We start from the raw sequence: 22,285 nt of genomic DNA, 5'->3' as shown, positions 1-22,285 counted from the left end.
TATCTCCTTATCTGGTGTCGCTAATTCATGATAGCGATAGAAATTCAAATATCAATCTCTAATACCGATCGCCGCAAGGGTTTTCGCTTCAACCTGAATCCAGGTAGGCAGAATGGAACGAGCAGGTTCAAACATCGGTGTGCCGCAGGCATCAATACTACAGTTTGAGTTACCGCCATCTCTTACTCCGATATTGTGAATTGTTGAGCCTTCTTGAAGCCCAGATGCAGGCGCATTTTTTACTTGAGAACAGGGCTTAAAAAAATAGCTGTAGGAACATACAGCTTGTCAGGGCCAAATGAAAGATTAGAATCGCCAGCCAGCCTTGATGTTCCCCATTTGCTTTTGGACGCCCGGATACCGAGAGCTTGATCTAGTCCCACTCCCTTACACGCAATTGGTAGCAAAAATGCATAAGCTCGAGGTACTTTTAATTGGCGGATACTGGCCCGAACTGATGATGACGGCGCTTGGTTTATTGACACGGACTGGGTTTACCGTGGATGTGATTTCGACCAATGCTTTTTTTAAAAAAAATAGATCAATACGAGATTATTTCCTTGTGGAAAAAGATGATCTCGTGAAAATTGCCTCGGAAAAGATAAAAAAAGAATACACATTAGTTGTTATCGCAGATGATCCCACATTAGGAAAAATATTAAATTCCAACCTGTCCAATAAAGAAAAACTAGCGTTGCTTCCGGTTTCGTCGGATAAGCACTTTGCTCATATCTTTTCTAAAATCGGCTTGTCCCAGGCTTTTAAAAGAAGTGGACTGCTTACGCCCGATTTCCGCATCGCCAATGATGAACATGAACTGAAAAATGCTGTAAGAGAATTAGGCCATCCCGTCGTTATCAAGCTCGATTCATCTTCGGGCGGCGTGGGGGTATTTGAAAGTTCACGCGATGACGAGTTCGGGAATTTGATAACCAACATAAAGACCTATCCCGTCCTGGTGCAAAAGAAGATAAAAGGCGTCGAGGTGTCCATCGAGGCTTTTTATCAAAATGGCAGGCTTATTCATTTTGCCTGCTCGATACCGGAAAAATATAAATACAAATTCGGACCCACCTCAGTCAGGCGGTATGTACAACTTTCTCAATTGGACGAAAAGGTTTTTGAGGATCTCAGGTTATTGGGGAGGGCATTGGGCGCCGACGGTTTCGTAAACATCAGTTCCATCCGGTCCGATCTGGATCAAAAGCTATATTTTTTCGAGGCCGATATGAGACCGAATTTGTGGATCAATCACTCGCGCTACTTCGGCGATGATCCAGCCAAAGCGATTAATAGCTATTTTTCCACGCAGGAAATCCTTAAGTCCCCTTATCCTGTTAACCCCGGCTACCCGGAACAGATCCTGCTATCGCATCCTTTAAGAATAAGCCTGGGCGATTTGATCTTGAACCATCATCAGGTCTGGCGGCACCTTCCAGAGAACTTCTTATATTTAATGTTGCGCTACCGCTTCTGGGCATGGGTGACAGACGCTATGGCCAAACAATATAAGCGTTTATTGCCGAAACCATACCGGGCACTCGTTAAAAAACATCTTTCGTCAATTAAATATTCATTTTCAAGCGGGCCAGGGTATAAATAATCCTGCCCGACTGTTTTCCATGTTTGGGATCAATCCCGACCGGATGTGCCTGACTGGATTTTTGTCTCCGCTACGGAATCCGGAATTTTATTCTGCGGCAAACGCGTGACTTTGGCGCCAGAGCGGTTTGAAGCCACCTCTGACAGTATCTCAAGAACCTCCCGCGCATATCGTTCCTGTGTAAACCTGTTCTCTGCCCATTGTTGGGCAGCGCGCCCCATGCTGAGGCTCGCCTTCGGGTTATCGTGCAGGAACTGTACTCGTTCAGCCAGCTCTTTTACATTTTCCCATTCATAGAGAAGACCCGTCTTGCCGTGCTGAATAATCTCGGCTGTTGCCCCCCTGGCGCTTCCTATGACGGGCTTTCCCGCAAGCATCGCTTCCACAGCCACCCGGCCGAAGGCCTCCCATCGGGAACACACAAGCACGACATCGGCGTTACGTATGAGGGGCATCGGATCTTCCGCATAGCCGTAAAATTTTATCCGTTGCGTGACACCGAGGGTCATTGCCTGCTGCACCAGTTCCGCGCGGTAGCGTTTTCCATCGTCCCCCACCAGCAACAAATGAACATTGATGTTCTTGCCGGCCAACTCCGCAAGCGCAGAGATGGCCTGATGCTGGCCTTTCCACCGATGCAATGAGCCGATAATAACGCACTGGAAGAATATTCGATCCTTGACCATGCCGGTTGAATTCCCGGTATCGAGACATGGGGTAACCGACTGGTAAATTACGCGAATCTTGTCCATATTACGGAGATGTTTGTAATCATTCCCAACAGATTGGGAAGTGACAATAATTGCATCGGACAAACGATCCATGAGATACGAGACAGCAGGTTCGCCCAGATCGAATTCCTGGCTGGGATTATGACGCAGGGACTCGTGCGAGTGCCAAACGTGCGGCAGGCGTAGAAGTCGGGCGGCGAACGCGCCGACCCCGGTTACCACCGTATTGGTGTAGACAACATCCGCATTCCAATTTTTAATTACCTGGGCCACCCGGATACTCATGAATGCTGTTTTCAGGAGGCGCATCACACGATATGGAAGCGCCCTTGGGCGAGACATCCAGACAGGATAACCGACGATTCGCCATTCAATGTTCAGGCGGTCAAGCTCGTCCAGAAGCGGCCCCTTCTTGGGAACCAGTACCAGGACCTCGATACCTGAATGAAGAAGTCCCTGCAGCAGTTCGAGCAAAGCCAATTCCGCACCATACCGCCCGGCGGAATGAGAAATGAAACATACGCGCATTGATGAGTTCCCTTGAGCCCAGACGAAGCGCTGGAAGCCCAGCCATCGATAAATTGAGAATACCTGGCCGACGACCTTCTTTAGGCGGCAATTATTCATTAGGCACGAGAATTGCAGATAAAAACAGCTGTAAGAAATTACAGGTGGGAGCGGCAGAGAAGGTTTAACTCAGGTATTCGCGAAGAAGGGGGCAATGATTTACCGTCCTACAACCGGTGGATCGCAGCACATTGCAAGTTGCGAGGGCGACATTCATATCTAAGCTTGAAACCCGCATCACTGCAATGTTTGACTCACAGCTTCAAACAAGTTACCACGTTTGTTACCATGATTATTACCTCGATACCCCGAAATCAGCACTGGAGATACTGATATTCGGCATCTGCAGACTTAACATCTATATCGAAACTCGCAGTGACGTCGTAGAATGATATTCTAGCGGCTTTTATTGGCCAAATTCTTTATGGGCAGCTACAAAATCTTTAGTATCTACGTTTGGTAGCCATCACTTGATATTTGGATATTTGCTTCATATGCAAGCAGCCAGTGGTCTTCTGCCAACTCGGTTTCATTCATCAGCGCCTCGAGTCCAGAAACATCAACCGATCAGTCGCAAGACCTTTCGAATTACGTGAAGAGCACATAGCAACACATGGATCGTAGACCTAGCGGAATGTGTGCGAACCTGGTAGTCTCCGGTCACCTGAGACAGAAGCTTCGCTCTCTGGATGCTTCGGACACTTCCGACTGATAGGAAAGCCGCGCAGCTGCGCCGGCGCTGACTGAAATAAAAATGGCAACTTTCGTGGATTTGTTTTGTGGAGGCGGATTCGGGGCCAGGGGGGCGGTTCAAGGAGGAGGCGTTCCACTATTGGGATTGGATGCGTGGGATTTGGCCACTAAGACTTACGAGGCCAACTTTCCGTCGGCGGATGTAATCACTGATTTCATTGAAAACGTCGATGCCGCCGCACTGGGTCGACGGTATCGTCCGGACGTGCTCGTGACGTCTCCCGAGTGCACCTCGCACTCAATTGCACGCGGCGCCAAGCCAGGGTTGGAAAGCAGTCGTGAAACTGCGATTGGCATTGTTCCGTGGGTGGAGTCGATGCACCCTCGATGGGTCATTGTCGAGAACGTCAACCGGATGAAAAAGTGGGACCGACACAACGAACTCGTCGCGACGATTGAGGGGCTGGGCTATACGGTCAGTGATCTTTTCCTCAATGCTGCCGATTTTGGGGCCGCCCAAGCGCGGAAGCGCATGTTTCTTGTCTGTGACAAGCAAGGTTCAAAAGTTTCGCGGGAACAGCTATTGGCATTCGGAAGCGATCGGCCCCTGACGGCCAACGATATTATCGATTGGGAGACTCCGTATCCGTCCAGTCCACTACGCAAGCCGGGAAGAGCGAAGGCCACACTGGAACGGGCAGACCGGGCTATCGCCGCATCGGGCCGGAATGTCCCATTCATCATCGTCTATTACGGATCAGACTACGCTGGCGGCTGGCAAACGCTGGACGTTCCACTGCGCACCGTGACCACCGTAGATCGGTTCGGGCTTGTAACCTGGCGAAAGCGCGAGCCCTACTTGAGGATGCTTCAACCCAACGAATTGCTCAAGGCGATGGGCGGGGGCGACGAACATGTGTTACCTCATGGTAGCCGCCGCGAAAAGGTCAAGCTTTGCGGAAATGGCGTTTGCTCGGAGGTCATGGCTGCCATCTTCAAGTGGATCAGCGTGGCTCAGACAACATCCCCGAGGAAGGGGGATGCGACAAGGCCGACTCGATGATTGAAAAGGATTTGGACTCGGCGGATCTTTGTGTGGATGAGGTGTACGGCGGCTCCCGGAGCGGCAACTCTTCCGACGATCCGCTGCCAAAGTTGCTTGGCGTAGATAACGGAGCTGGGTTTCGGCACCTCGGGAAACGGCCGGCGGTGGCGACTCTCAGGCTCCTTGTCCTGAAAACCAGTTTTTCGGATGTGAACTGGCCTGACGCGCTCGACCGTGAGAATGGGATCTTTGTCTACTACGGAGACAAGCGCGGGCCCGGGGATCTTCACGCGACGCCGCGGCAAGGGAACCTGATGCTCCGGAATCTTTTCGACGAAGCTCACCAATGCCAGCAGAGCTCTTCCTTTCCTCCGATCCTTCTTTTCGGCAATACGGGCACATATCGAGACGTCCGGTTTCTCGGACTCGCGGTACCTAGCGCGACAGGCATGGGTGCAGACGATGACCTCGTGGCCATATGGCGGACGACAGAGGATGGTGTTCGATTTCAGAACTACAAGGCGACGTTCACCATACTCGATATCCCGGTCGTCTCCAGGGCATGGATTAAGGATATCCGGAACGGTAACGCAGTGTCCTCGCTCCATGTGCCGAAGGCATGGCTCGACTGGGTCTGCGGCAGGAAGTACACGCCACTCAAGTCCGTTTCCGTAAACGCTGTGCGCTCAAAGCGGCAGCAGATTCCCGACACCCCCGAACTGGCCGCGTACGTGAGGACGGTCTACGAGCATTACAAGGAAGATCCATACGCATTCGAGCGGTGCGCTATGGAGTTGGCTCGGTTTTTCATGCCGGCAATTCAACACTGGGAGTTGACGCGGCCATGGAGAGATGGTGGAAGGGACGCCTTGGGCACCTATCGCATAGGATATGGGGCTGGCGCGATCGATGTGGAATTCGCGATGGAGGCCAAGTGCTACGGCCCGGATGTGGGGGTAGGAATCAAGCCTCTGTCCAGACTGATATCGCGCCTGAGACATCGTCAGTTTGGCATCTTGGTCACGACTTCCTATCTTGATTCGCAGGCATACATGGAGCTCGTGGACGACACCCATCCGGTCGTCGTCATATCGGCAAGAGACATGTCCGTGAAGCTCAGGGAGAGGTTCGGCAGCCTCGAGAACATCAAGCTCTGGCTGCAACGGATCTAGCGACAGCATGCTCGCGAATGCCCGCCGCCTTGTCCTCACACCCTAATGGGGGAGAAGTTCCGGGATTTCGCCGAAGGGCGCATCGCCCTCAATCCATTCGGACAAAGATTGGGCGAGATCCGTGACAGCCTCGGTCGACTTGCCTTTGGTGGCACATTCCCACACAACCAGCACGCGCCATCCCGCTTCCTTGAGTGCTTCGATAGCCCGTGTGTCACGCTCGACATTGCCGCTCAATTTGGCATGCCAGAACGCTGTGTTAGTCGTGGGCGATGTGGCGAAAACACAACCCGCGTGGCGGTGCCAGAAGCACCCATGAACGAAAATCGCAACTTTGTGACCCGGCAGAACCACGTCGGGCACACCTGGAAGGTCGCGCCTGTGCAACCTGAAACGGTAGCTTGCAGCGAACAGAATTTTCCGCACGAGCATTTCCGGCTTCGTGTTCTTCGCTCGGATGCCGGACATCATGCGTCGCCGGGTCTCTTTGTCGACAACGTCCACCAAGAATATTCTCCTTAGAACAGCTCGGGGAGATCGTCGGCCGGCATTGTGAAGGATGCCCCAAGGACAGAGTCACGGCATTCCGGCTTCTTCGCCCATTCCGATACCATTCGGCCTCCGGCCGTCTGGTGCAGGACATTGCTGACCTCTTTTGCCCAACGAGCAATCTGCGCGCAGAATTCCGGGGAGAGAGCCTGCCGCGACCAAATCCGGTCGAATTCAATTCGCTCGCCAAGCTTGTCGGCGAGCACGGCCACGACATAGGCGGCAATGTTCGCCTGGAATGCTTGAAACATTGGCCGGACAATTTTCTGAGTCCCCTTGAAGATAATCGCCTTGGCGATCATCGCCTTATACCAAGTTACATCCGGGAACATTGCTGTTTCTCCGTCAGGGGTCGACAGCGTAGCCATGAAGCGTTCGAAGTTCTTTTGCGAGCCCAGGCTTACCAAGTCCGGTCTACGATCCCATGCGTTGATATACTTCGCCAAGTCCGTCTTCGTGATCTTCCTCGCCGGAGGCATTGCATCTTTGAGTTTACGCAGCTTTGCGGGTGTCGTTCCTTCACGGGCAAGCATGGTGCTGTAGCTGCCCGATGCCCGTTCATAAAACCATCCGCTGACTCCATCGGGACAATAAACGGTCAACGACAGTTTTTCCACATCTACGTGGAAGGGCTTGTTTGCCGACAAATCAGATTGCTTAATCGCGTTTTGCGTATTGGCGAAGCGCGAGATGTCCGAAACCAGCGCTTCCTCTTTGGCTGAGTCCTGCACTCGCATGACGATGATCTTGGCGGGCACCCTGACCGGTCCCAAGTCCACTTCAGGGAACTTCTTCTTGGTGAAGTACATAGATGCGGTCGTCTGGCCACCATTGACGATTTGCAGTCCCTTGAGCCACGCGATCCCCACCGAGCCATCTCCTGGTTTACCCAGACGCATTTCGTCGGCCACGATCACGATTCCATTATTGTAGGCCATGAATCGCTCAGGCGCCGATCGCAAGGTGGTTTGAATGCCGGCATTAATTCCCTTGCCCTTGACGCTAAGAAAGGAGCGGACGTTGGCTTCCAAAAGCCGCGCACCGAACTTCTCGTAGAGCAGCCGCAGCGCCTCGCCGGGTATGGCTGTCAGCGCGTAGTCGTAATCGTCGCTTTCGCCAGGCACAAAGACGCAGGGCAAGGGAGCGCCGGAGACCTCGTTGAAATCGACGACTACTTCGTCGCGCGGCTTGCCCTCGGACCAATGCCGATGAAGCCGCTCGATGTCCATGACTTCGAGGCGCACTGCCTTGCCGCCGATGTCCCGTGTCTTGAAGCTCTTGGACTTGGCGACCTTGTCAGTGATGACATAGACACGGATTTGCTCCAAGTCGTTGTAGATGCCTTGCAGCGTTTCCGCCAGCGAGCGTACGTCGCTCGAAGGATCGAGCTTCGGCGCCATCTTGCCTTCCGCACAAAGTGTCAGAAAGCGTAGGCACTGCTCCACCGCGGTCTTGGTTTCCGAGTCGGGAACGGGCGTCGGAACATCGACGCCTTCGTAAAGGCTGACGAACAAATCAAGCTGGTCACTCTCATCGGAGACGGAATAGCCGCTGAGTCTCAGATTTGCGTTGCCTACCTTGCCCTCGAAATGGCATTCGACCGGCTCGAACGTCATACCGATCTCCGACATGTGCTCCATCACTATCCCGGCGAACACCAATTCTTCATAGAGCGCGCCCTCTCTCATTTGCGACCGCACGGAGGTCTGCGTTTCGCGCAGGAATTCTGGCAAGTCCATACTTTATATCACTCCCGTTTTTTTCAATGCTGTAGCCACGTCGACGCGGTGGCCAACGACCTTTTCAAGATCGATGCCATACGTAGCCCCCGTGATGCCGAAAGGAACACCGCCGACGGTGAAGCGCGGGAATCCATCGCCGACCTCGATCACGAGCGTGTCCACTAACGCGAAGCGTCGAGGATAGTGGTTGGCGTGGGGGTCGAAATATCCAGCGGCCACCAAACGGTCATCGAGCGCGCTAGCGGCCCCAGGATCGACCTTGGCTGCAAGCCTCGCGGCATCGACAAAGTCGGGCAGGCCCAGTCCGCTTTCGGTCTGGCGCAATCGTACGCCGACGACAAAGAGCGGTTGGCGGACAGAGTCGTCGAGCTGCTCAAGCGACCCGATGCGCGCGGGGAAACCCGCCGACGACAGTGTCGATTTGACTTCGAGCGCGCCAGTCCCGAGCTCGAAGTCTTGGGCGCCATCCAAGGGGCCGAGCCACCCTTCGGTGGCTGCCGTTGCGGAAATGCCCGCTTCGATAATTTGCAGAAGCGTCGCTAGCTCTCCAACCAAACCGATCTCGGCTTCGGGACTCAATATTTGGCTTCCTTTGCGCATGAACTCCTGCCAAGCCCCCACGCGCCCGACAAAAACCCGTAGCAGCTTGGCGACATCGGCCCCTGCCGCCACGGCGCCATCCAACGCGCCCGTCAAATTGCAGACCATATCCGTGAACAGTTCAGCGTTTCCTGCGGCATTGCGTGTCAAGGCGAGCCAAAGCATGCCCTTGTCTTCGGGATTCGCGCGTTCTATGGCAAAGCCTTGCCCCTCCGGCAACTTGTCGGCGGCCGCCAAGCGCGCCGCCGGGAATCCCACCAACACCGCCTCGGCATTGTCGGGGGCACGCCGGCCCGCGCACAATTCGAGCGGACCGGTGGGCGTCACTGAGATGGTTTGCCAGCCCATGTCCGGGCCGTCGCCGGATAGCGACGACCATGCCATCAAAAACTCATCACTCAGTCGGGCCATATTCCTGAGTCCAGTAGAGGACATTCACTTCATATTCCACGCTAATTCCGCTGTTGCTGGCTGGAAAGGCGATGGCGAAGGCCATGATGGGCTTGTCCCACCCGGACACGATTTGTGACTTTGGCTTGCCTGCATATGGGGCGAGTGGATAAAGAAGCAGCAAACCGCGATCCACGGCGCCGCCAAGCTCGCCGCGGGCCATGCGCATACCTTTTCCGCTTGGCACCGATGGCATGGTGACGCGTCCTCGTGCCGGGTCGGGTTTCCAGGCCGCTTGGGTGATTTCGAGAGCCTCGCGCCACGCATTGTCATCTAAATCGATCCCCTCGTCGGCGGGATCGGTCAGCACTCCGATGGCGAAACTGGCCGGGTCTCTCTGAGCAGGTGATTCGTGATCGTCGGGCGTGCGCATCGGGCAGGACTCAATGCGGACGCCTCCCGTGAATTCGTAAGGATTGCTCTCGCCGCTGCCTTCGGCCAACAGGGACACGCTCCAAAGATCCAACTGACCTATCTCGTTCATCTTGCGGATGAATTCCGCGAGTACCGGAGCCTTGGTGCTGGTCGCGTTGGGGTGAGTCGCATAGGCGCCCAAGAATGCAAGCACCTTCGAAACGTCTACGTCTGTCCACAGCCGCGAACGCGGCCATGAGTCGGCTTTGCCGTTACGCTCGAATCTTTGGCCATGGACCGTAGGTTGTCCAAGGGATGCGATCAGATCGTCCGTCGCAGAGAGGTTCGCTTCTTGCGTCCTGGCGTCGCGGTGGAACAGGATAGTTTGGGGGCGCGTTCCGCTATAGGTCAAGGACAGGGTATGCGCGTTGCGCATCTTCAAGGGCGACGTGACCGTAAGCACCTCGTGCGATATCACCTTGAGGCCATAATCTTCTGGCGTAAGATTCGCGCTGGCCATGAAGTCAAATTCCTCCCGCAGCTCCTCGGAGGCGTCAGCGATGTGGCCGAACCAACGCACCAAGTCAGGCGAGGTGTAGAGGCGACAGATATCCAGATATCCGGGTCGATAGCCGAACCATCGGCCCATTTGCATCAGCGTGTCGTACATCTTCGTGGTGCGTACAAAGTAGCTCACGCAGAGCCCTTCGAGCGTCAGCCCCCGCGCCAGCTTGTCGCCGCCGATGGCGATGACCTTGAGTGTCGAGCCTGGGGTAGCGTAGTCTAAAGCGTCCTTGGCCGTGCCATTGATTGAACGCACCTCGATGTCTTCGAGGACATCGGGAAGCGCCGCCTGCACCTCATCCCATGTCGGTAATGCTGCAGGCCGCTCTTCGTCGGGAGACAGCTCAGAGACCTTGACGCTGGTCGGAGCGAAGTCCAGCTCCCATAGCTCTTTCATCTGAGTCAGCAGACCGTCGGCTTCGATGCCTCTGCAGATTTTCTGGCGCATGCTGCGCACCGAATCCTCGACCTGGAGCCGTACATGGTCCTGCACTGCCACAAAGCGGGTGACGTGGATCAGCATCGAGCTGTGCGCTGCCCCTTGGCCGCGTAGTTCACGCACCGCGCAAGCAAGGACAAAGGCGCAGATCGCCTCGCGCAAAGAGGGCGGCGCCATCTCCTGCCCGTTGTAGATCGGAATGTGCGTCTTATTGTGCTTTGGCGGCATCCAACCTGAGTCGGTCCTGGGGTCATATTGATCGCTAATGGGGCGAGAAAGGGGAAGTTCGCCCTTTCGGCCATCCTTGGTCATCCTTCCAAAGAGGCAGGCAGGGCCGACATAGTTCGACGGCGCGCCTAGGTTGATGATGAAGGAGCGCGGGAAGAGGTCAGGGCCCTCCTTCGTGGTGGTTCCCTTGTGGTGGATGAAGATATTGGCAAAGGGCGTGGCGGTGTAACCCACATACGCCTTTCGAGTGAATGCATGCAGGAGCTGTCGAATGAGGCTGTTGATTGTTTTGGGTTGGTGCTCCTCGTCGGGAGCGCCGTCCTCATCGAACAGTTGCTCACCGGTGTCGACGGAGGCGTTGTCCGCCTCGTCGTCGATCATCAGTAACGGCAGCTTGGTGACGACCTTCCGGTCATCTTCGGTCGCATCGAACACGCGCGACTGAATCCAGTGCAGGAGGGCGGTAAGCACCGTTTTTTGCTTCTTGACCACGAAGAGCCATGGGCGTTCTTCTGGTGAAATGCCGTGGAAATGCTTGGCGATGGCCTTATTGAAGTCGCCGTTGTCCGCGCGCGTGGTTGCGGAATTCGTTTTCAGGTCCTCGCCAAACTGGGCCACTCCGATGGGCAAGCCAGGGTCGCGGTTCACCGTTGTTTCATAGCCCAAGAAACCCTCTTCGAGGCGCATTTGAGTTTGGGAGCGCAGATTGTTGTGCGTGCCTGCCAGCACGATGATGATCTTGTAGCCGGCATCCGCCGCCTTGCAGATCAGGCCCGAGTAGTTGCTGGTCTTGCCTGATTGGACATGGCCGACGACGAGCCCTCGGCGATCCCATGCGTCTGCCCGATGCGGGTCTTCGAGCAGCGCCAAGATGTTGTCAGTTGCGTCGTCGAGGCCATCCACGACCTTATCGGAAAGCTTGGCTTCAAGGTAGTCGCGGTAGCGACGCCAATAGTGCCAATCTTTCTTGCGAGCGGCATTGAGCCAATGGATATGGCCGGCATCGTCTTTGAGCGTCGTGGCCTTGCCGATCCAGTGACTGAATCGCTGAATGAGCGTGGAAACCGCCAACGGCTGGTCCACGGTGGAGGTGGCGTCGGTCTCGAACATCTCCGCGGCTCGTGCCACTTTCTCGGCGATGTAGGCTGCCGTAACTTTCGACTTTTCCTTCTCCGCTTTCACCAACCGCTGTGCGGTGGCGATCACGTTCTCGAGCAGTTCCAATTGGGCTGCTGCAGTTTCTGTGCGGATCACGGTTTGCTCCCAAGTCGCGCCACGAGCGCGGGAAATTTGTGAAAAGGTTCGGTACGCAGTAGTGCCTTGCGGGCCTCGTCTACGCTTAGATTCTTTCGCTGGATTAGGTCATCGAAGAGAACGGTCGCGATCTCAATCACCGCCTCGTTGGGCTCACTGTCGAAACCGGTGCGCGGCGTCTCCTTGTTCTCCGCGGTGTCGAGCCAGATGCGCTGGACCGGGACCGTCTCCTCGATCACTCGAATCATTGCTTTGATCAAGGGTTGGAGATCGCCTGCGTTGTCGAGGACGGCTGCGACGGAGGGATGTTTCTCTTCGATCCGATACCGCATACCGGCCTTGATCCGCTCTACACGCCAAGCTTGTTCAACGGGCCTGTCGCCTTGGCTTGGCATCGGGGTTGCGCGATAGGCGAACACCCGGCGAGCGCGCTCGCGCGTGTTTTCGGCGAACTGGGTGAGCCAGGGTTTGAGCGACACCGGGGACCGCGCCGTAGACTTCCTGACGTCGATCTTCCACTCGGCGTCGGCCGTGTTGGGGATGTCGATGCGGATGCGTGCCAAGCGATGCGCTTCTTCTCGATTCCATACGCGCGAGTTGCCCAGACCGAGCCAGCCTCCTGCGACCAAGAGCCTCTCGTTGCGGTAGACGTAAAAACCCTGCTGGGCAGTCCATCCCGCTGGGCCTCCGTTGGCATCGTACTCAGCCGCCGTTAGCTTGTCGCGATGTGGCAAGACATGGCATTGGATCTCGACGGTTCCATATTCGGCATGGTGTTTCGCGATCGGAGGCGCCCATGCCTTGGCTATGTGCCCTGTCATGAACGGGTCCCAGGGCTTGAGGGCGCGACCGTTCAAAAACAGTTTCAGGCGCGCTAGCGGACCTTGGAGAAAGCGATGGAAGATCATCGCAAAATGGGCTTCGACATCGTCGATCAAAGCCAAGAAGTCGTCCGACTTGTAGCCATCCGTAACAATGCGGTCGAGTGTCTCCCACAATACGAGAGTCCCTGCCTTCTTACCCTTCAAGTTCGCGATAAACGACTTTGAGCCAGGGGCAGGGCCTTCGAAGAGAAGCCATCCACTGTCTGGGTTGGCGGCCAGTTCGGTCAAATCCCACCGCAGGCAACTTTGGACCTCGTCCTTGACGGTGGCTACCGTGAGGCGGCGGCATTGCGAGAAGGATGCGGTTTTGAGCCCCATGCAGAAGCGCCCTAGGTCGTGCGCTTCGCGGGCGATCAGCGGGTTCTTGTCGCCAAGCCGCATCGCGCTTTCAAGCTCGGCGTCGCTCATGCCGCGCCCGTTATCGAGGACCGAAATGCGGCTATTCTGCCCGGCCCAGGAAAAATCGACACTAACTTCGGTCGCGCCAGCGGAAATGCTGTTGTCCACGATATCAGCGAGCGCCGTTGCGGTGGAATAGCCGAGGCCGCGAAGCGATTCAAGCATCGACACGGCGCGAGGAGGCGCATTTCGCGTCTTTGGGGTCATCTCCAATAGCCCTTCCCTGGCCAGAACTCGAACCCCAACGCAAGCAGTTTGTGGACCAATTTGCGGTAACGTCTATCCGGCGCGTTGGTGAGGTTAACCCATATTCTCCCCGAAGGCCCGTTGCGGTCGTCGTCGACGGGAATGCCCCAGTCTGCGACTTCTGACAGGAGCCTGTCGGTGCCCGACGGTCGCGCGGGTAGTGGGTCGCTCAGGCTCGAGGGAGCCGTCTTGGGCTCGGCAGGCCGCCGCATCATTTTGGCTTCCGATGGTTGCTCAGCGCTGTCTTCTTCCTCTTTGCCTTCTGGGTAAAGCGGCCCACCGAAGACTGCGCGCGCGAACGCGTCCATTCGACGTGGGTGCTTTAATTTTCGGAGCGCGGCGGCCTCTATCTGGCGAACGCGCTCTCTCGTGACTCCGTATTGGCAGCCAATTTCGTCGAGCGTCAACGCCTCTTCGACGCCGATGCCGAAGCGCAGACGAAGAGTCTGCTCTTCCCTGGGTTTTAGCGTGGACAGCAGCTTGTCAATTGTCTCGAGTAATTCGGACTTGAACGCGATGTCCATGGGATCTGTCGAAGCGAAATCGGATCGGACCTCGACGGCGATCAGCTCGTCGATGGGCAGTTCATGGATCGGCAATGGCTCAGGTGTGACGCGTCGAAGCTCGGCCACTTTGTGGACGGCTATGTTCAAACGAGCCGCGATCTCATGGAGCTCGGGCGGGCACCCTGTCTCCGATTCAAACGCCTGAGTTTCTCGGGAAAGGCGCTGGGCCTTTTCATAGACATGGACCGGAACGCGAACCGTCCTACATTTGTCGGCGAGGTACCGCCCAATTTGCTGTCGTATCCACCAAGTGGCGTAGGTAGAGAACTTGAAACCGCGGCGCCAATCGAAGCGCTCGACGGCCTTCAGTAGGCCGATGTTTCCTTCTTGTGCCAAGTCATCCAAAGGTTCGCCGCTGTATAGATATTTTTTGGCGAGATGGAAAACGAGCTTTAGGTTGGCGACGGCAATTCGTTCGCGGGCGCGCTGGTGAGCCTTCATCGCGCTCGCGTATTGATTGGCCGAGCCGGTGTCGCCGTGGTCTTCGATATCGGCCAGCTCCAAAAGGAAGCGCCGATTCAGTCGAAGCGACGACAGCGTTTCACGGATGGCTCGCCATCCCGCTCCCTGCTGGGCAGAGCCAATCGGAAGGCTCGCTAGCTGGTCCAGCGCATCCAAGAAGTCCGAGGCTTGGTCGCCAAGCGGGCGGGTCTCGAATTGGAGGACGCGATCGTGCTCTGCTGCTTCGTCAGGCGAATCCGGTGCGGCGGTGTCGGCATCGTTTCCGCCTTCGAGAGTGGGTTCAAGCTTTGGCTGGACGTCGGCGGGGCCAAGTGACAACCAACTCAAAGGCTGTTGTCCGGCCCTAACCAAGTGCCCAGCGGCCAACGTAAGGTCGATGCCACGCGGCCAAGTCGCCAAAGCGTCGAGTGCTCTTTCCAACTCGCTTTCCATGGCTTGGCTCAGCGCGACCTCTTCTTCCGCGGAAATGAGCCTTTCTTGCTGGAATTCTTTTTGGTAAATGCGCAGAGGCTCTGTTCGATTGAAGACGAGACTGTCGATGGAGGCCAAGGCATTGGCCACGATCTCTTCTTCGTCCGGCGATTCCTCTGGTTTGACGTAGACCTCGAAGTTTTCGGTGGCGCTGGCACCGACGTATTCGAATCGTTCATCGACTTCGGCGCCGAGGTCGTTGATTATCATGCTCAGCTGCGCTTCGGCCTCGGGGTTTGCGGATCGGTCATCGTTGACCGACAGCGCCTCGACCCACATGTACGGCACACTGCCTTCGCGGACGGCTTGAAGCATTAGCAGGCGGAGCCGTTCTAGAACTTCGGCGTCGTCTGTGCGCGCCAACGGCTGCGATCTTTCTGGCAGGTAGGCGTCGATATCATCCCAGTCAGCTGAAGAGTCGACGGGTTCATATTCCGTGATGGCTACCTGAATTGCGCTGGCGGCTTGGGCGACCGACGAATCGGCATCGGGCGGAGGCCGGTCTTCCTCGGGCTCCCAGCCGAACAAATCAAAGTCTTGTGTGTTTTCTGGTTCGGTCGCTTCATCGACCGTGATTGGGGCCGCAGGCCGCGCCATGTCTGCTTCAGTCTCGCTTGCGCCGATCAGATATGCGGAGTGTTCTGGGGCTTGAACGCCCAAAGGTTCGATGGGTCCATCGGACGGTTGGGGTACGCCAAGGACTTGGTCGCCCCAAGCTCCTATCGAGACTTTGACTGACTCGAGGACGGCGGCGGCCTCGTGTGCGCCTGCGGCAACCGCAATGGCAAGGGCCGTTTTTCCATAGGGATCGAGTAGACCGTCGTCAGCTCCTGCACGGAGCAGCAGTTTGCAGATGGCGGGCTTGTTTCGAGCTGCCGACAACATTAGAGGCGTCAAACCGTTTCGGTCGCGGGCGTTGAGATCGTCGCCTCGGTCGATGTGAATCTGAATGGCACTCTCGATCCCAGCCATGACGGCTATTCTTAAAAACCGGCTGAGAGGCAGCCTGCCTGCGACGCTCGTGTCGTTCACGCGCGCGTCTCCCCCTGGGCTGCGACGCTGACCGCCTCTCCTAGTTGCCGGAGGCGCACCCCGAAAATTTTTATCGTTGTTAGGCGGTGGTCGTGGCTAGGCACTCTAGTGTCCCTTTGGCCATATTGGTTCTGTCGAGTTTGTACCGGCGGTAGCCACGGGATTTTACCAAACTCAGCAGTATCTACCAGTGTACTGAGGTACACCAGAGAATCAGTGTGGGTATTTAGGATTTAACGAGGAGGAGTCGCTACTTGAGGCAATAGATACCTAGGGAAACACTGATTTAAGCCCGCACTGTAGAATGCCTGAGTCATCCCATCCTTCACAATGCCCCCGATGAAACGCCAGACGAGCTTTGCCGACATGGAGTACTCGGCGCGTCGCAAGCCGACGCGCCACGAGCAGTTTCTGTCCGATCTTGACCGGTTGGTGCCGTGGTTGCAGTTGGTCGCACTGATTGAACCGCACTACTACCGAGGCGAGCGCGGTCGCCCGCCGGTAGGACTGGAGCTGATGCTGCGCATGTATCTGTGTCAGAACTGCCTGGGCCTGTCGGATGAAGGGATTGAGGACGCTATTGTCGACAGCATCGCGGTGCGCCGCTTTGTCGGTGTGGACCTGATCGAACGGCAGGCACCGGATGCCACGACGCTGCTGAAGTTTCGCCGGCTGCTGGAACGTCACGCGATGCCCGCGCGCATCTTCGGGCTGATCCGGGAGCAACTGGGACAGCAGGGACTGATCCTGCGCGAAGGCACCATCGTGGATGCCGCCTTGATTGCCGCACCGCCCTCGACGAAGAACAAGGCACACGAACGCGACGCGGACATGCATCAGACGAAGAAAGGAAACCAGTGGTACTTTGGGATGAAGGTACACATCGGCGCGGACGCGCACACCGGTCTTGCGCACTCGATCGTCACCACGGCGGCGAACGAACCGGATGTGAGCCAGACGCACAAGTTGTTGCATGGCGACGAGAAACATCTGCACGGTGATGGTGGTTACCAGGGCGCACACAAGCGCGAGGAATTGCAGGAGTGTGCAGCCGAGTTCATCATTGCGCGCAGGCGCTCGACGTACAAGAAGCTGGATGAGGCAGATCCGGTGCGCATGCTCATCGAGAAGGCAGAGCGGGCCAAGGCGAGCATTCGCGCGAAGGTCGAACACGTGTTCCACGTAGTGAAGAACCTGTTTAGGCATCGCAAGTGCCGCTACAAGGGTCTGGCGAAGAACACTGCACAACTGCAGGTGCTGTTTGCGATGGCCAATCTGATGCTATCGCAGCGAACGCTGTGCGCGCCGTACAGGAAAGTTGCATCCTGAGAGCGAGAAATCGGGGAACGGTGTCCTGAAACGGCCCCGGATCGATGATCCGGGTGTGAAAACCAAGCCCAATTCGATGTCATGAAGACAGAAATTGCAGCAGAGTGATTTCCGGAATGGAAAATCCCGGAAGGATGGCATTGGTCAGCGTTTCCTTAGACATTGATCCGTAGGCGTGCTTTGTAGCACCTTTATGTAGCAAAGCATAAAAACCCACTGGAAATCAGTGACTTACTTTAAATTCAATAACTTAGAACTATTGGCGGAGAGGGTGGGATTCGAACCCACGTGCCAGGTTACCCTGACCATCTGATTTCGAGTCAGCGCCGTTATGGCCACTTCGGTACCTCTCCTTTATGGTATACCATTTTATCAGCTTATCTCGCGTTTATCTCACGCTCGTTCAGAACAACATGGCAGAATGTTCATGAATTCTGCTTGTCTCTCTCCCATGCACGTTCTCCCCCGTTTGCTTTTTATCGTTTTCGGTTGCGGCCTCATCTTTGCTGCCTGTGATTCATTTGAAAAATCGGTATCGCCATTCGACAAAACCGATGAGCTGGTAGTCATTACCGTAAACAGTCCTGATACCTATTATGAGAATGCCGAAGGTGGACATGCCGGATTGGAGTTCGACCTCGCTTCCGAGTTCGCGCGCGAGCTGGGTATAAAAGTCAGGTTTAAAATCGTGCCGAAACCGGATGACGCCTTGTTGAGCCTGGAGAAGCATCAAGGACATTTTGCGGCTGGCTTGACCATTACCCCCAAGCACGCGTTGCGCGCCCGCTTCGGGCCGATCTATCAGCTCGTCCAGCCTCAGGTTGCCTACAATACGGACTACCCGAAACCCAAAAATATGAACGACCTCGTGGGGAGAACCGTCGAAATTGCCGGTGGCGCCACCTATACCGAACCACTGAATAAGGCAAAGCAGCACGTTCCGGAACTGAAATGGGCTGAAGTGGATATTACGCCCGAAGACCTGCTGGCAAAACTGGCAGAGGGAAAAGTCGATTACGTGATAGCAGACTCCACCCAAATCAATTTGGCAAAGAATTTCTTCCCTAATTTGAGCGTAGCATTTGATTTAGGCGAGCCAGCCGGCAAGGCATGGGCCTTTTCACCCTATGCAGAGCGCGGATTATTGGAGAGGACTCGGAAGTTCTTTAACCGCATCGAACAGGATGGCACTTTAGTGCGCTTGCTCGACCGGTATTATGGTCACACTCAGCGGCTTCTCCAAACGGATGTGATTGGCATTCTGAAGAAAAGACGCACGATACTGCCTGATTTGCGCGACTACTTTCATGAAGCCGAGGAGGTGACGGGCATTGACTGGCGGCTGATTGCAGCGCTGGCCTATCAGGAATCGCACTGGGATCGACTTGCGGTTTCTCCCGCCAACGTGCGCGGCATCATGATGTTGACGGAAATTACCGCTGACCGGATGAAGGTGACCGATCGACTGGACGCCCGACAGAGCATACTTGCGGGCGCGCGCTACCTGATGTTGTTAAAAGATGGGTTACCCACACGCATCAAAGAACCGGATCGTACCTGGATCGCGCTGGCAGCATACAACCAGGGCTCCGGCCACATCGAGGATGCACGCATTCTGGCCCAGCGTCTTGGCCTCAACCCGGATTCTTGGGTGGACCTGAAACAAACATTACCGCTGCTAAGCCAGAGCAAATATTTTCACAATCTGAAACATGGCTATGGTCGAGGTGGCGAAGCAGTCATACTGGCGGAATCGGTACGTACGTACTACAACATATTGCAGAAATATGAACGGCCTTATTCTTGGGGCTTTCCGATCAAGCGGTGAGGTCGGTTCGCTATCGCTACCGTAGCGAGCTTCCGGTAAACGCTGCCTGCGGTATTTATGGGGTGGAGAAAATGATGTGGTGCTATCCACCTCATCCATTGTGCGCGAATAATAATTGTTGAGTCATTACAGCAGTCAGGCTATATTGAGCTTATCAATTTCCCACGAACTTTTAATCCATTGTTAACTTAGGAGGATGCCATGACCTTACGCTTAGGCGATACTGCACCTGATTTCGAGCAAGATTCCACTATCGGAAAGATCAGGTTTCATGAATGGATAGGCGATTCCTGGGCGGTACTGTTTTCGCATCCCGCCGATTACACCCCGGTATGCACAACCGAACTGGGATTGACTGCAAAGCTCAAGTCGGATTTTGACAAACGCAACGTCAAGGCAATCGGATTATCGGTCGATTCATCGGAGAAACATGCTGGGTGGATCAAGGATATCGAGGAAACGCAAAACTGCCGCGTCGATTTTCCGATCATCGCGGACCTGGACAAAAAGGTTGCGACGCTGTACGACATGATTCACCCAAATCAGTCGGATACCGTGACGGTTCGGTCGCTGTTCATCATCGATCCGAAAAAGAAGGTTCGGCTCATCATCAGTTATCCGTTGAGCACCGGCCGCAATTTTGACGAGGTTCTGCGAGTGATCGACGCGCTGCAAGTGACCGACAAGTATACGGTGGCGACGCCGGGTAACTGGAAAAACGGCGATGACGTGATTATTCCCCTGACGATAAAGGATGAAGAGGTCATCAAGCAGAAATTCCCGAAAGGTTACAAGGCGCCTCGGCCATATCTGCGCATCACGCCGCAGCCGGATAAATAGCCTGTTGGCATTGCTTCTGAAACATCGATTCGCTAAAAGCACCCTGGTTTGGGTACTTTTTGATGTTTTAGGGTCTCGTTGCAGCAGAGGTCACACATAGCATACGGCGCAATGCGCTTCGCTTATTGACGCCCTACTTCTTATACCTTGCGGGCTCGAGGTAATAAGATGGAAGGTCGAAATCCATAACCCAGTCCATGCAACATGGCTTGATTACGTTGTCGGCCTCATGCGAATAAGGTAGGGCAATGGAATGGACACCTCCTACCTAAACGGCATCGTAATGTGCCAGACTGAAGATTCCAACCAATCAGTCGAAGGAGGAGGTGTGAAATGGATGTTACCTGTATTGGCATAGACTTGGCAAAGCAAGTATTTCAGATTCACGGTGTTGATCATCACGGCAAGGCAGTAGTAAAGAAACAGCTACGGCGCGGTCAGATGCTGTCGTACTTCCGCAAGCTGGCGCCGACTTTGATCGGCATGGAAGCCTGCGGCAGTGCCCACTACTGGGCACGTGAGTTGGGCGAGATGGGACACGACGCACGCCTGATGTCGCCGCAATTCGTCAAGCCCTACGTCAAGAGCGGCAAGAACGACGCGCATGATGCCGAAGCGATCTGTGAAGCCGTAAGCCGTCCCAGCATGCGCTTTGTTCAGGTCAAGAGCGTGGAACAACAAGTAATGCAAGCGGAACACCGAATTCGCGCCCGGCTCATCAAGGCACGCACGGCACTCAGCAATGAGATACGCGGCTTGCTCGGTGAATTCGGCATTGTACTTCCCGCCTCCCTGACGAGATTGCGCCGAGCCATACCCGAACTGCTGGAAGATGGCGAGAATGGCCTGCTGAGTGATTTCCGCCGACTGCTCTGCCTGCTGGGGGAAGAATTGCGCAAGCTGGATGACAACATCAAAGAATACGATGCCCGCATTGCCCAGAGGGCGCGGGAAGACGAACGCATCCAACGGCTCCTGCGCGTAGAAGGAATTGGTCCGGTCGTCGCCAGCGCCCTGGTGTCTGCGGTAGGTAACGGAAAACAGTTTTGCAAAGGCCGGGACATGGCAGCCTGGCTGGGATTGACGCCAAGCCAGCATTCCAGTGGCGGCAAGAGCCAATTGGGGCGCATCAGCAAACGCGGCGATAAATACGTACGCATGTTGCTGATACACGGCGCACGAGCGGCGCTCAAGGCGGCGGAGAACAAGGAAGACGCCCGTAGCCGCTGGGTGACGGGGCTGGCGAAACGACGCAACAAAAACATCGCGACGGTGGCACTGGCGAACAAGAACGCCCGTATTGCATGGTCAATCCTGAGCCGTGAGGAAACGTATCGAACAGCGGTATAACAGCAGGCAGTTCCAGGAAAGTTTAGCAGGAGACATCAAACAACGATTGCGTAGCAAAACGAATTGATGGCAAACAGGTCAGACCGGCGTAAGTGACTCAGCTTATTGTGTTGGCTCACTGGCGAAGCAACAATCGACAAAGCCGCTAGGGCGATTTGAGACTTACGCGCGAATTCCATCATGGCTCAGGTACCTCGCTACCCAACAGGAAGCCGGATATACGGAAGCAGTTGAACCAAAACCATCAACACGGGTTGCTTGCAAAACGGGAGGTGTCCATATACGACAATAAGCGAAACGCATTGCGCCGTATGAAGTGAAGCGATATGTCAATCTTCATATTCAAGCTTATTTTCATCGCCTCCTGCCCAATCTGCCGGATAAATACCCTTTTCAACCAACCGATGAAAGGTGGAATACGGCCATTCGTTCACCCGTTTAACCAAACCGTGTTTGAGCGGATTGATGTGAACGTAATCCATGTGCGCATGGAAGTCTTTCTCATCGCGAATCAAATGCTCCCAGTAACGACGTTGCCATATGCCGCGTTCACCACGCGCTATTCGAACCTTGGAGCGCCGCTCGGTAATTGGTAATGCCTTGGAAAATGTAAGTTTGATCAACCGCCACCGCGTCGCAAAATCGGTATCACCAGGTGGAAGTTCGATGATGCAATGGAGATGCTCCGGCAGCACCACCCAGCCATGGATAATGAAAGGATGACGTTGCCGTACCAGCCCCACCACCTTGCGCAGCAAATCTATATGCCGGGTTAGCAGGTCGTTACCCTGTCGTTGCAACAGGTTAACGGTAAAGAAATAGGTACCACCCGGATGCCAGGCGCGTCGATAGTCAGGCATGCAATAATGAGAAAATTTTCATACGGC

At 55.3% G+C, this 22,285-nt stretch carries 15 protein-coding genes and 1 tRNA gene; 7 read left to right on the top strand and 9 right to left on the bottom strand.

The annotated features are described in order from the left end of the window. Positions 1 to 409: 409 nt before the first annotated feature. Entirely contained in the window at positions 410 to 1,603 is a 1,194-nt protein-coding gene (locus tag F822_RS10750; RefSeq protein ID WP_025041937.1) for an ATP-grasp domain-containing protein, read from the top strand. A 29-nt stretch (positions 1,604 to 1,632) separates the two neighbouring features. On the opposite strand, the gene F822_RS10745 is transcribed toward F822_RS10750, so the two are convergent. After that, positions 1,633 to 2,862, bottom strand: a complete 1,230-nt coding sequence (locus F822_RS10745; RefSeq protein WP_025041938.1) for a glycosyltransferase family 4 protein — start codon at positions 2,860 to 2,862, stop codon at positions 1,633 to 1,635. A 793-nt stretch (positions 2,863 to 3,655) separates the two neighbouring features. On the opposite strand from F822_RS10745, the gene F822_RS10740 reads away from it, so the two are divergent. Next, positions 3,656 to 4,657, top strand: coding sequence for a DNA cytosine methyltransferase (locus tag F822_RS10740; RefSeq protein ID WP_025041939.1), 1,002 nt, complete (start codon positions 3,656 to 3,658; stop codon positions 4,655 to 4,657). Next, on the top strand, positions 4,654 to 5,811 hold the full coding sequence (locus F822_RS10735) for a restriction endonuclease (protein ID WP_025041940.1): 1,158 nt from the start codon (positions 4,654 to 4,656) through the stop codon (positions 5,809 to 5,811). Before F822_RS10740 ends, F822_RS10735 begins: the two co-directional genes overlap by 4 nt. A 42-nt stretch (positions 5,812 to 5,853) precedes the next feature. Here the strand turns inward: F822_RS10735 and F822_RS10730 are convergent, their stop codons facing one another. From F822_RS10730 to F822_RS10705, 6 genes are read right to left on the bottom strand one after another with little or no spacing between them, the layout of a single operon-like run. Further along, positions 5,854 to 6,315 carry a very short patch repair endonuclease gene (locus F822_RS10730; protein WP_025041941.1) on the bottom strand — a complete coding sequence of 154 codons (462 nt, stop codon included), beginning with the start codon at positions 6,313 to 6,315 and terminating at the stop codon, positions 5,854 to 5,856. A 14-nt stretch (positions 6,316 to 6,329) separates the two neighbouring features. Continuing rightward, on the bottom strand, positions 6,330 to 8,099 hold the full coding sequence (locus tag F822_RS10725) for an AIPR family protein (RefSeq protein WP_025041942.1): 1,770 nt from the start codon (positions 8,097 to 8,099) through the stop codon (positions 6,330 to 6,332). A 3-nt stretch (positions 8,100 to 8,102) separates the two neighbouring features. Beyond that, positions 8,103 to 9,113 carry a PD-(D/E)XK motif protein gene (locus F822_RS10720; RefSeq protein ID WP_025041943.1) on the bottom strand — a complete coding sequence of 337 codons (1,011 nt, stop codon included), beginning with the start codon at positions 9,111 to 9,113 and terminating at the stop codon, positions 8,103 to 8,105. Beyond that, positions 9,097 to 11,991, bottom strand: a complete 2,895-nt coding sequence (locus F822_RS10715) for a Z1 domain-containing protein (RefSeq protein ID WP_025041944.1) — start codon at positions 11,989 to 11,991, stop codon at positions 9,097 to 9,099. Before F822_RS10715 ends, F822_RS10720 begins: the two co-directional genes overlap by 17 nt. Beyond that, entirely contained in the window at positions 11,988 to 13,439 is a 1,452-nt protein-coding gene (locus F822_RS10710) for an ATP-binding protein (RefSeq protein WP_025041945.1), read from the bottom strand. Before F822_RS10710 ends, F822_RS10715 begins: the two co-directional genes overlap by 4 nt. 38 nt (positions 13,440 to 13,477) lie before the next feature. Continuing rightward, positions 13,478 to 16,051 carry a sigma-70 family RNA polymerase sigma factor gene (locus tag F822_RS10705; protein WP_053111346.1) on the bottom strand — a complete coding sequence of 858 codons (2,574 nt, stop codon included), beginning with the start codon at positions 16,049 to 16,051 and terminating at the stop codon, positions 13,478 to 13,480. 339 nt (positions 16,052 to 16,390) lie between these two features. On the opposite strand from F822_RS10705, the gene F822_RS10700 reads away from it, so the two are divergent. Next, positions 16,391 to 17,380, top strand: a complete 990-nt coding sequence (locus tag F822_RS10700; protein ID WP_025041947.1) for an IS5 family transposase — start codon at positions 16,391 to 16,393, stop codon at positions 17,378 to 17,380. Positions 17,381 to 17,640: 260 nt separating this feature from the next. Here the strand turns inward: F822_RS10700 and F822_RS10695 are convergent. After that, positions 17,641 to 17,733, bottom strand: a tRNA-Ser gene (locus F822_RS10695). Between the two features lie 74 nt (positions 17,734 to 17,807). Here F822_RS10695 and mltF point away from each other — a divergent pair. The 3 genes from mltF (at position 17,808) to F822_RS10680 (ending at position 21,398) form a co-directional block, all read left to right on the top strand. Next, complete coding sequence (gene mltF, locus F822_RS10690; protein ID WP_231623482.1) at positions 17,808 to 19,208, top strand: membrane-bound lytic murein transglycosylase MltF; 1,401 nt, start codon at positions 17,808 to 17,810, stop codon at positions 19,206 to 19,208. A gap of 201 nt (positions 19,209 to 19,409) precedes the next feature. Continuing rightward, the gene (locus tag F822_RS10685) at positions 19,410 to 20,048 is read left to right on the top strand and encodes a peroxiredoxin (protein WP_025041949.1); all 639 of its coding nucleotides are present in this window, start codon (positions 19,410 to 19,412) and stop codon (positions 20,046 to 20,048) included. 333 nt (positions 20,049 to 20,381) lie between these two features. Next, positions 20,382 to 21,398: an IS110 family RNA-guided transposase gene (locus tag F822_RS10680; protein WP_025042270.1), complete on the top strand. Its 1,017-nt coding sequence runs from the start codon at positions 20,382 to 20,384 to the stop codon at positions 21,396 to 21,398. 329 nt (positions 21,399 to 21,727) lie between these two features. Here the strand turns inward: F822_RS10680 and F822_RS10675 are convergent, their stop codons facing one another. Beyond that, positions 21,728 to 22,258 (bottom strand): REP-associated tyrosine transposase, encoded by a 531-nt coding sequence (locus F822_RS10675; protein ID WP_025042233.1) that lies wholly within the window; start codon positions 22,256 to 22,258, stop codon positions 21,728 to 21,730. Positions 22,259 to 22,285: the final 27 nt, after the last annotated feature.

Source organism: Nitrosospira briensis C-128, assembly GCF_000619905.2.
GTDB classification, from domain to species: Bacteria; Pseudomonadota; Gammaproteobacteria; order Burkholderiales; family Nitrosomonadaceae; genus Nitrosospira; species Nitrosospira briensis.
This window is presented reverse-complemented; position numbering and strand designations above follow the sequence as displayed.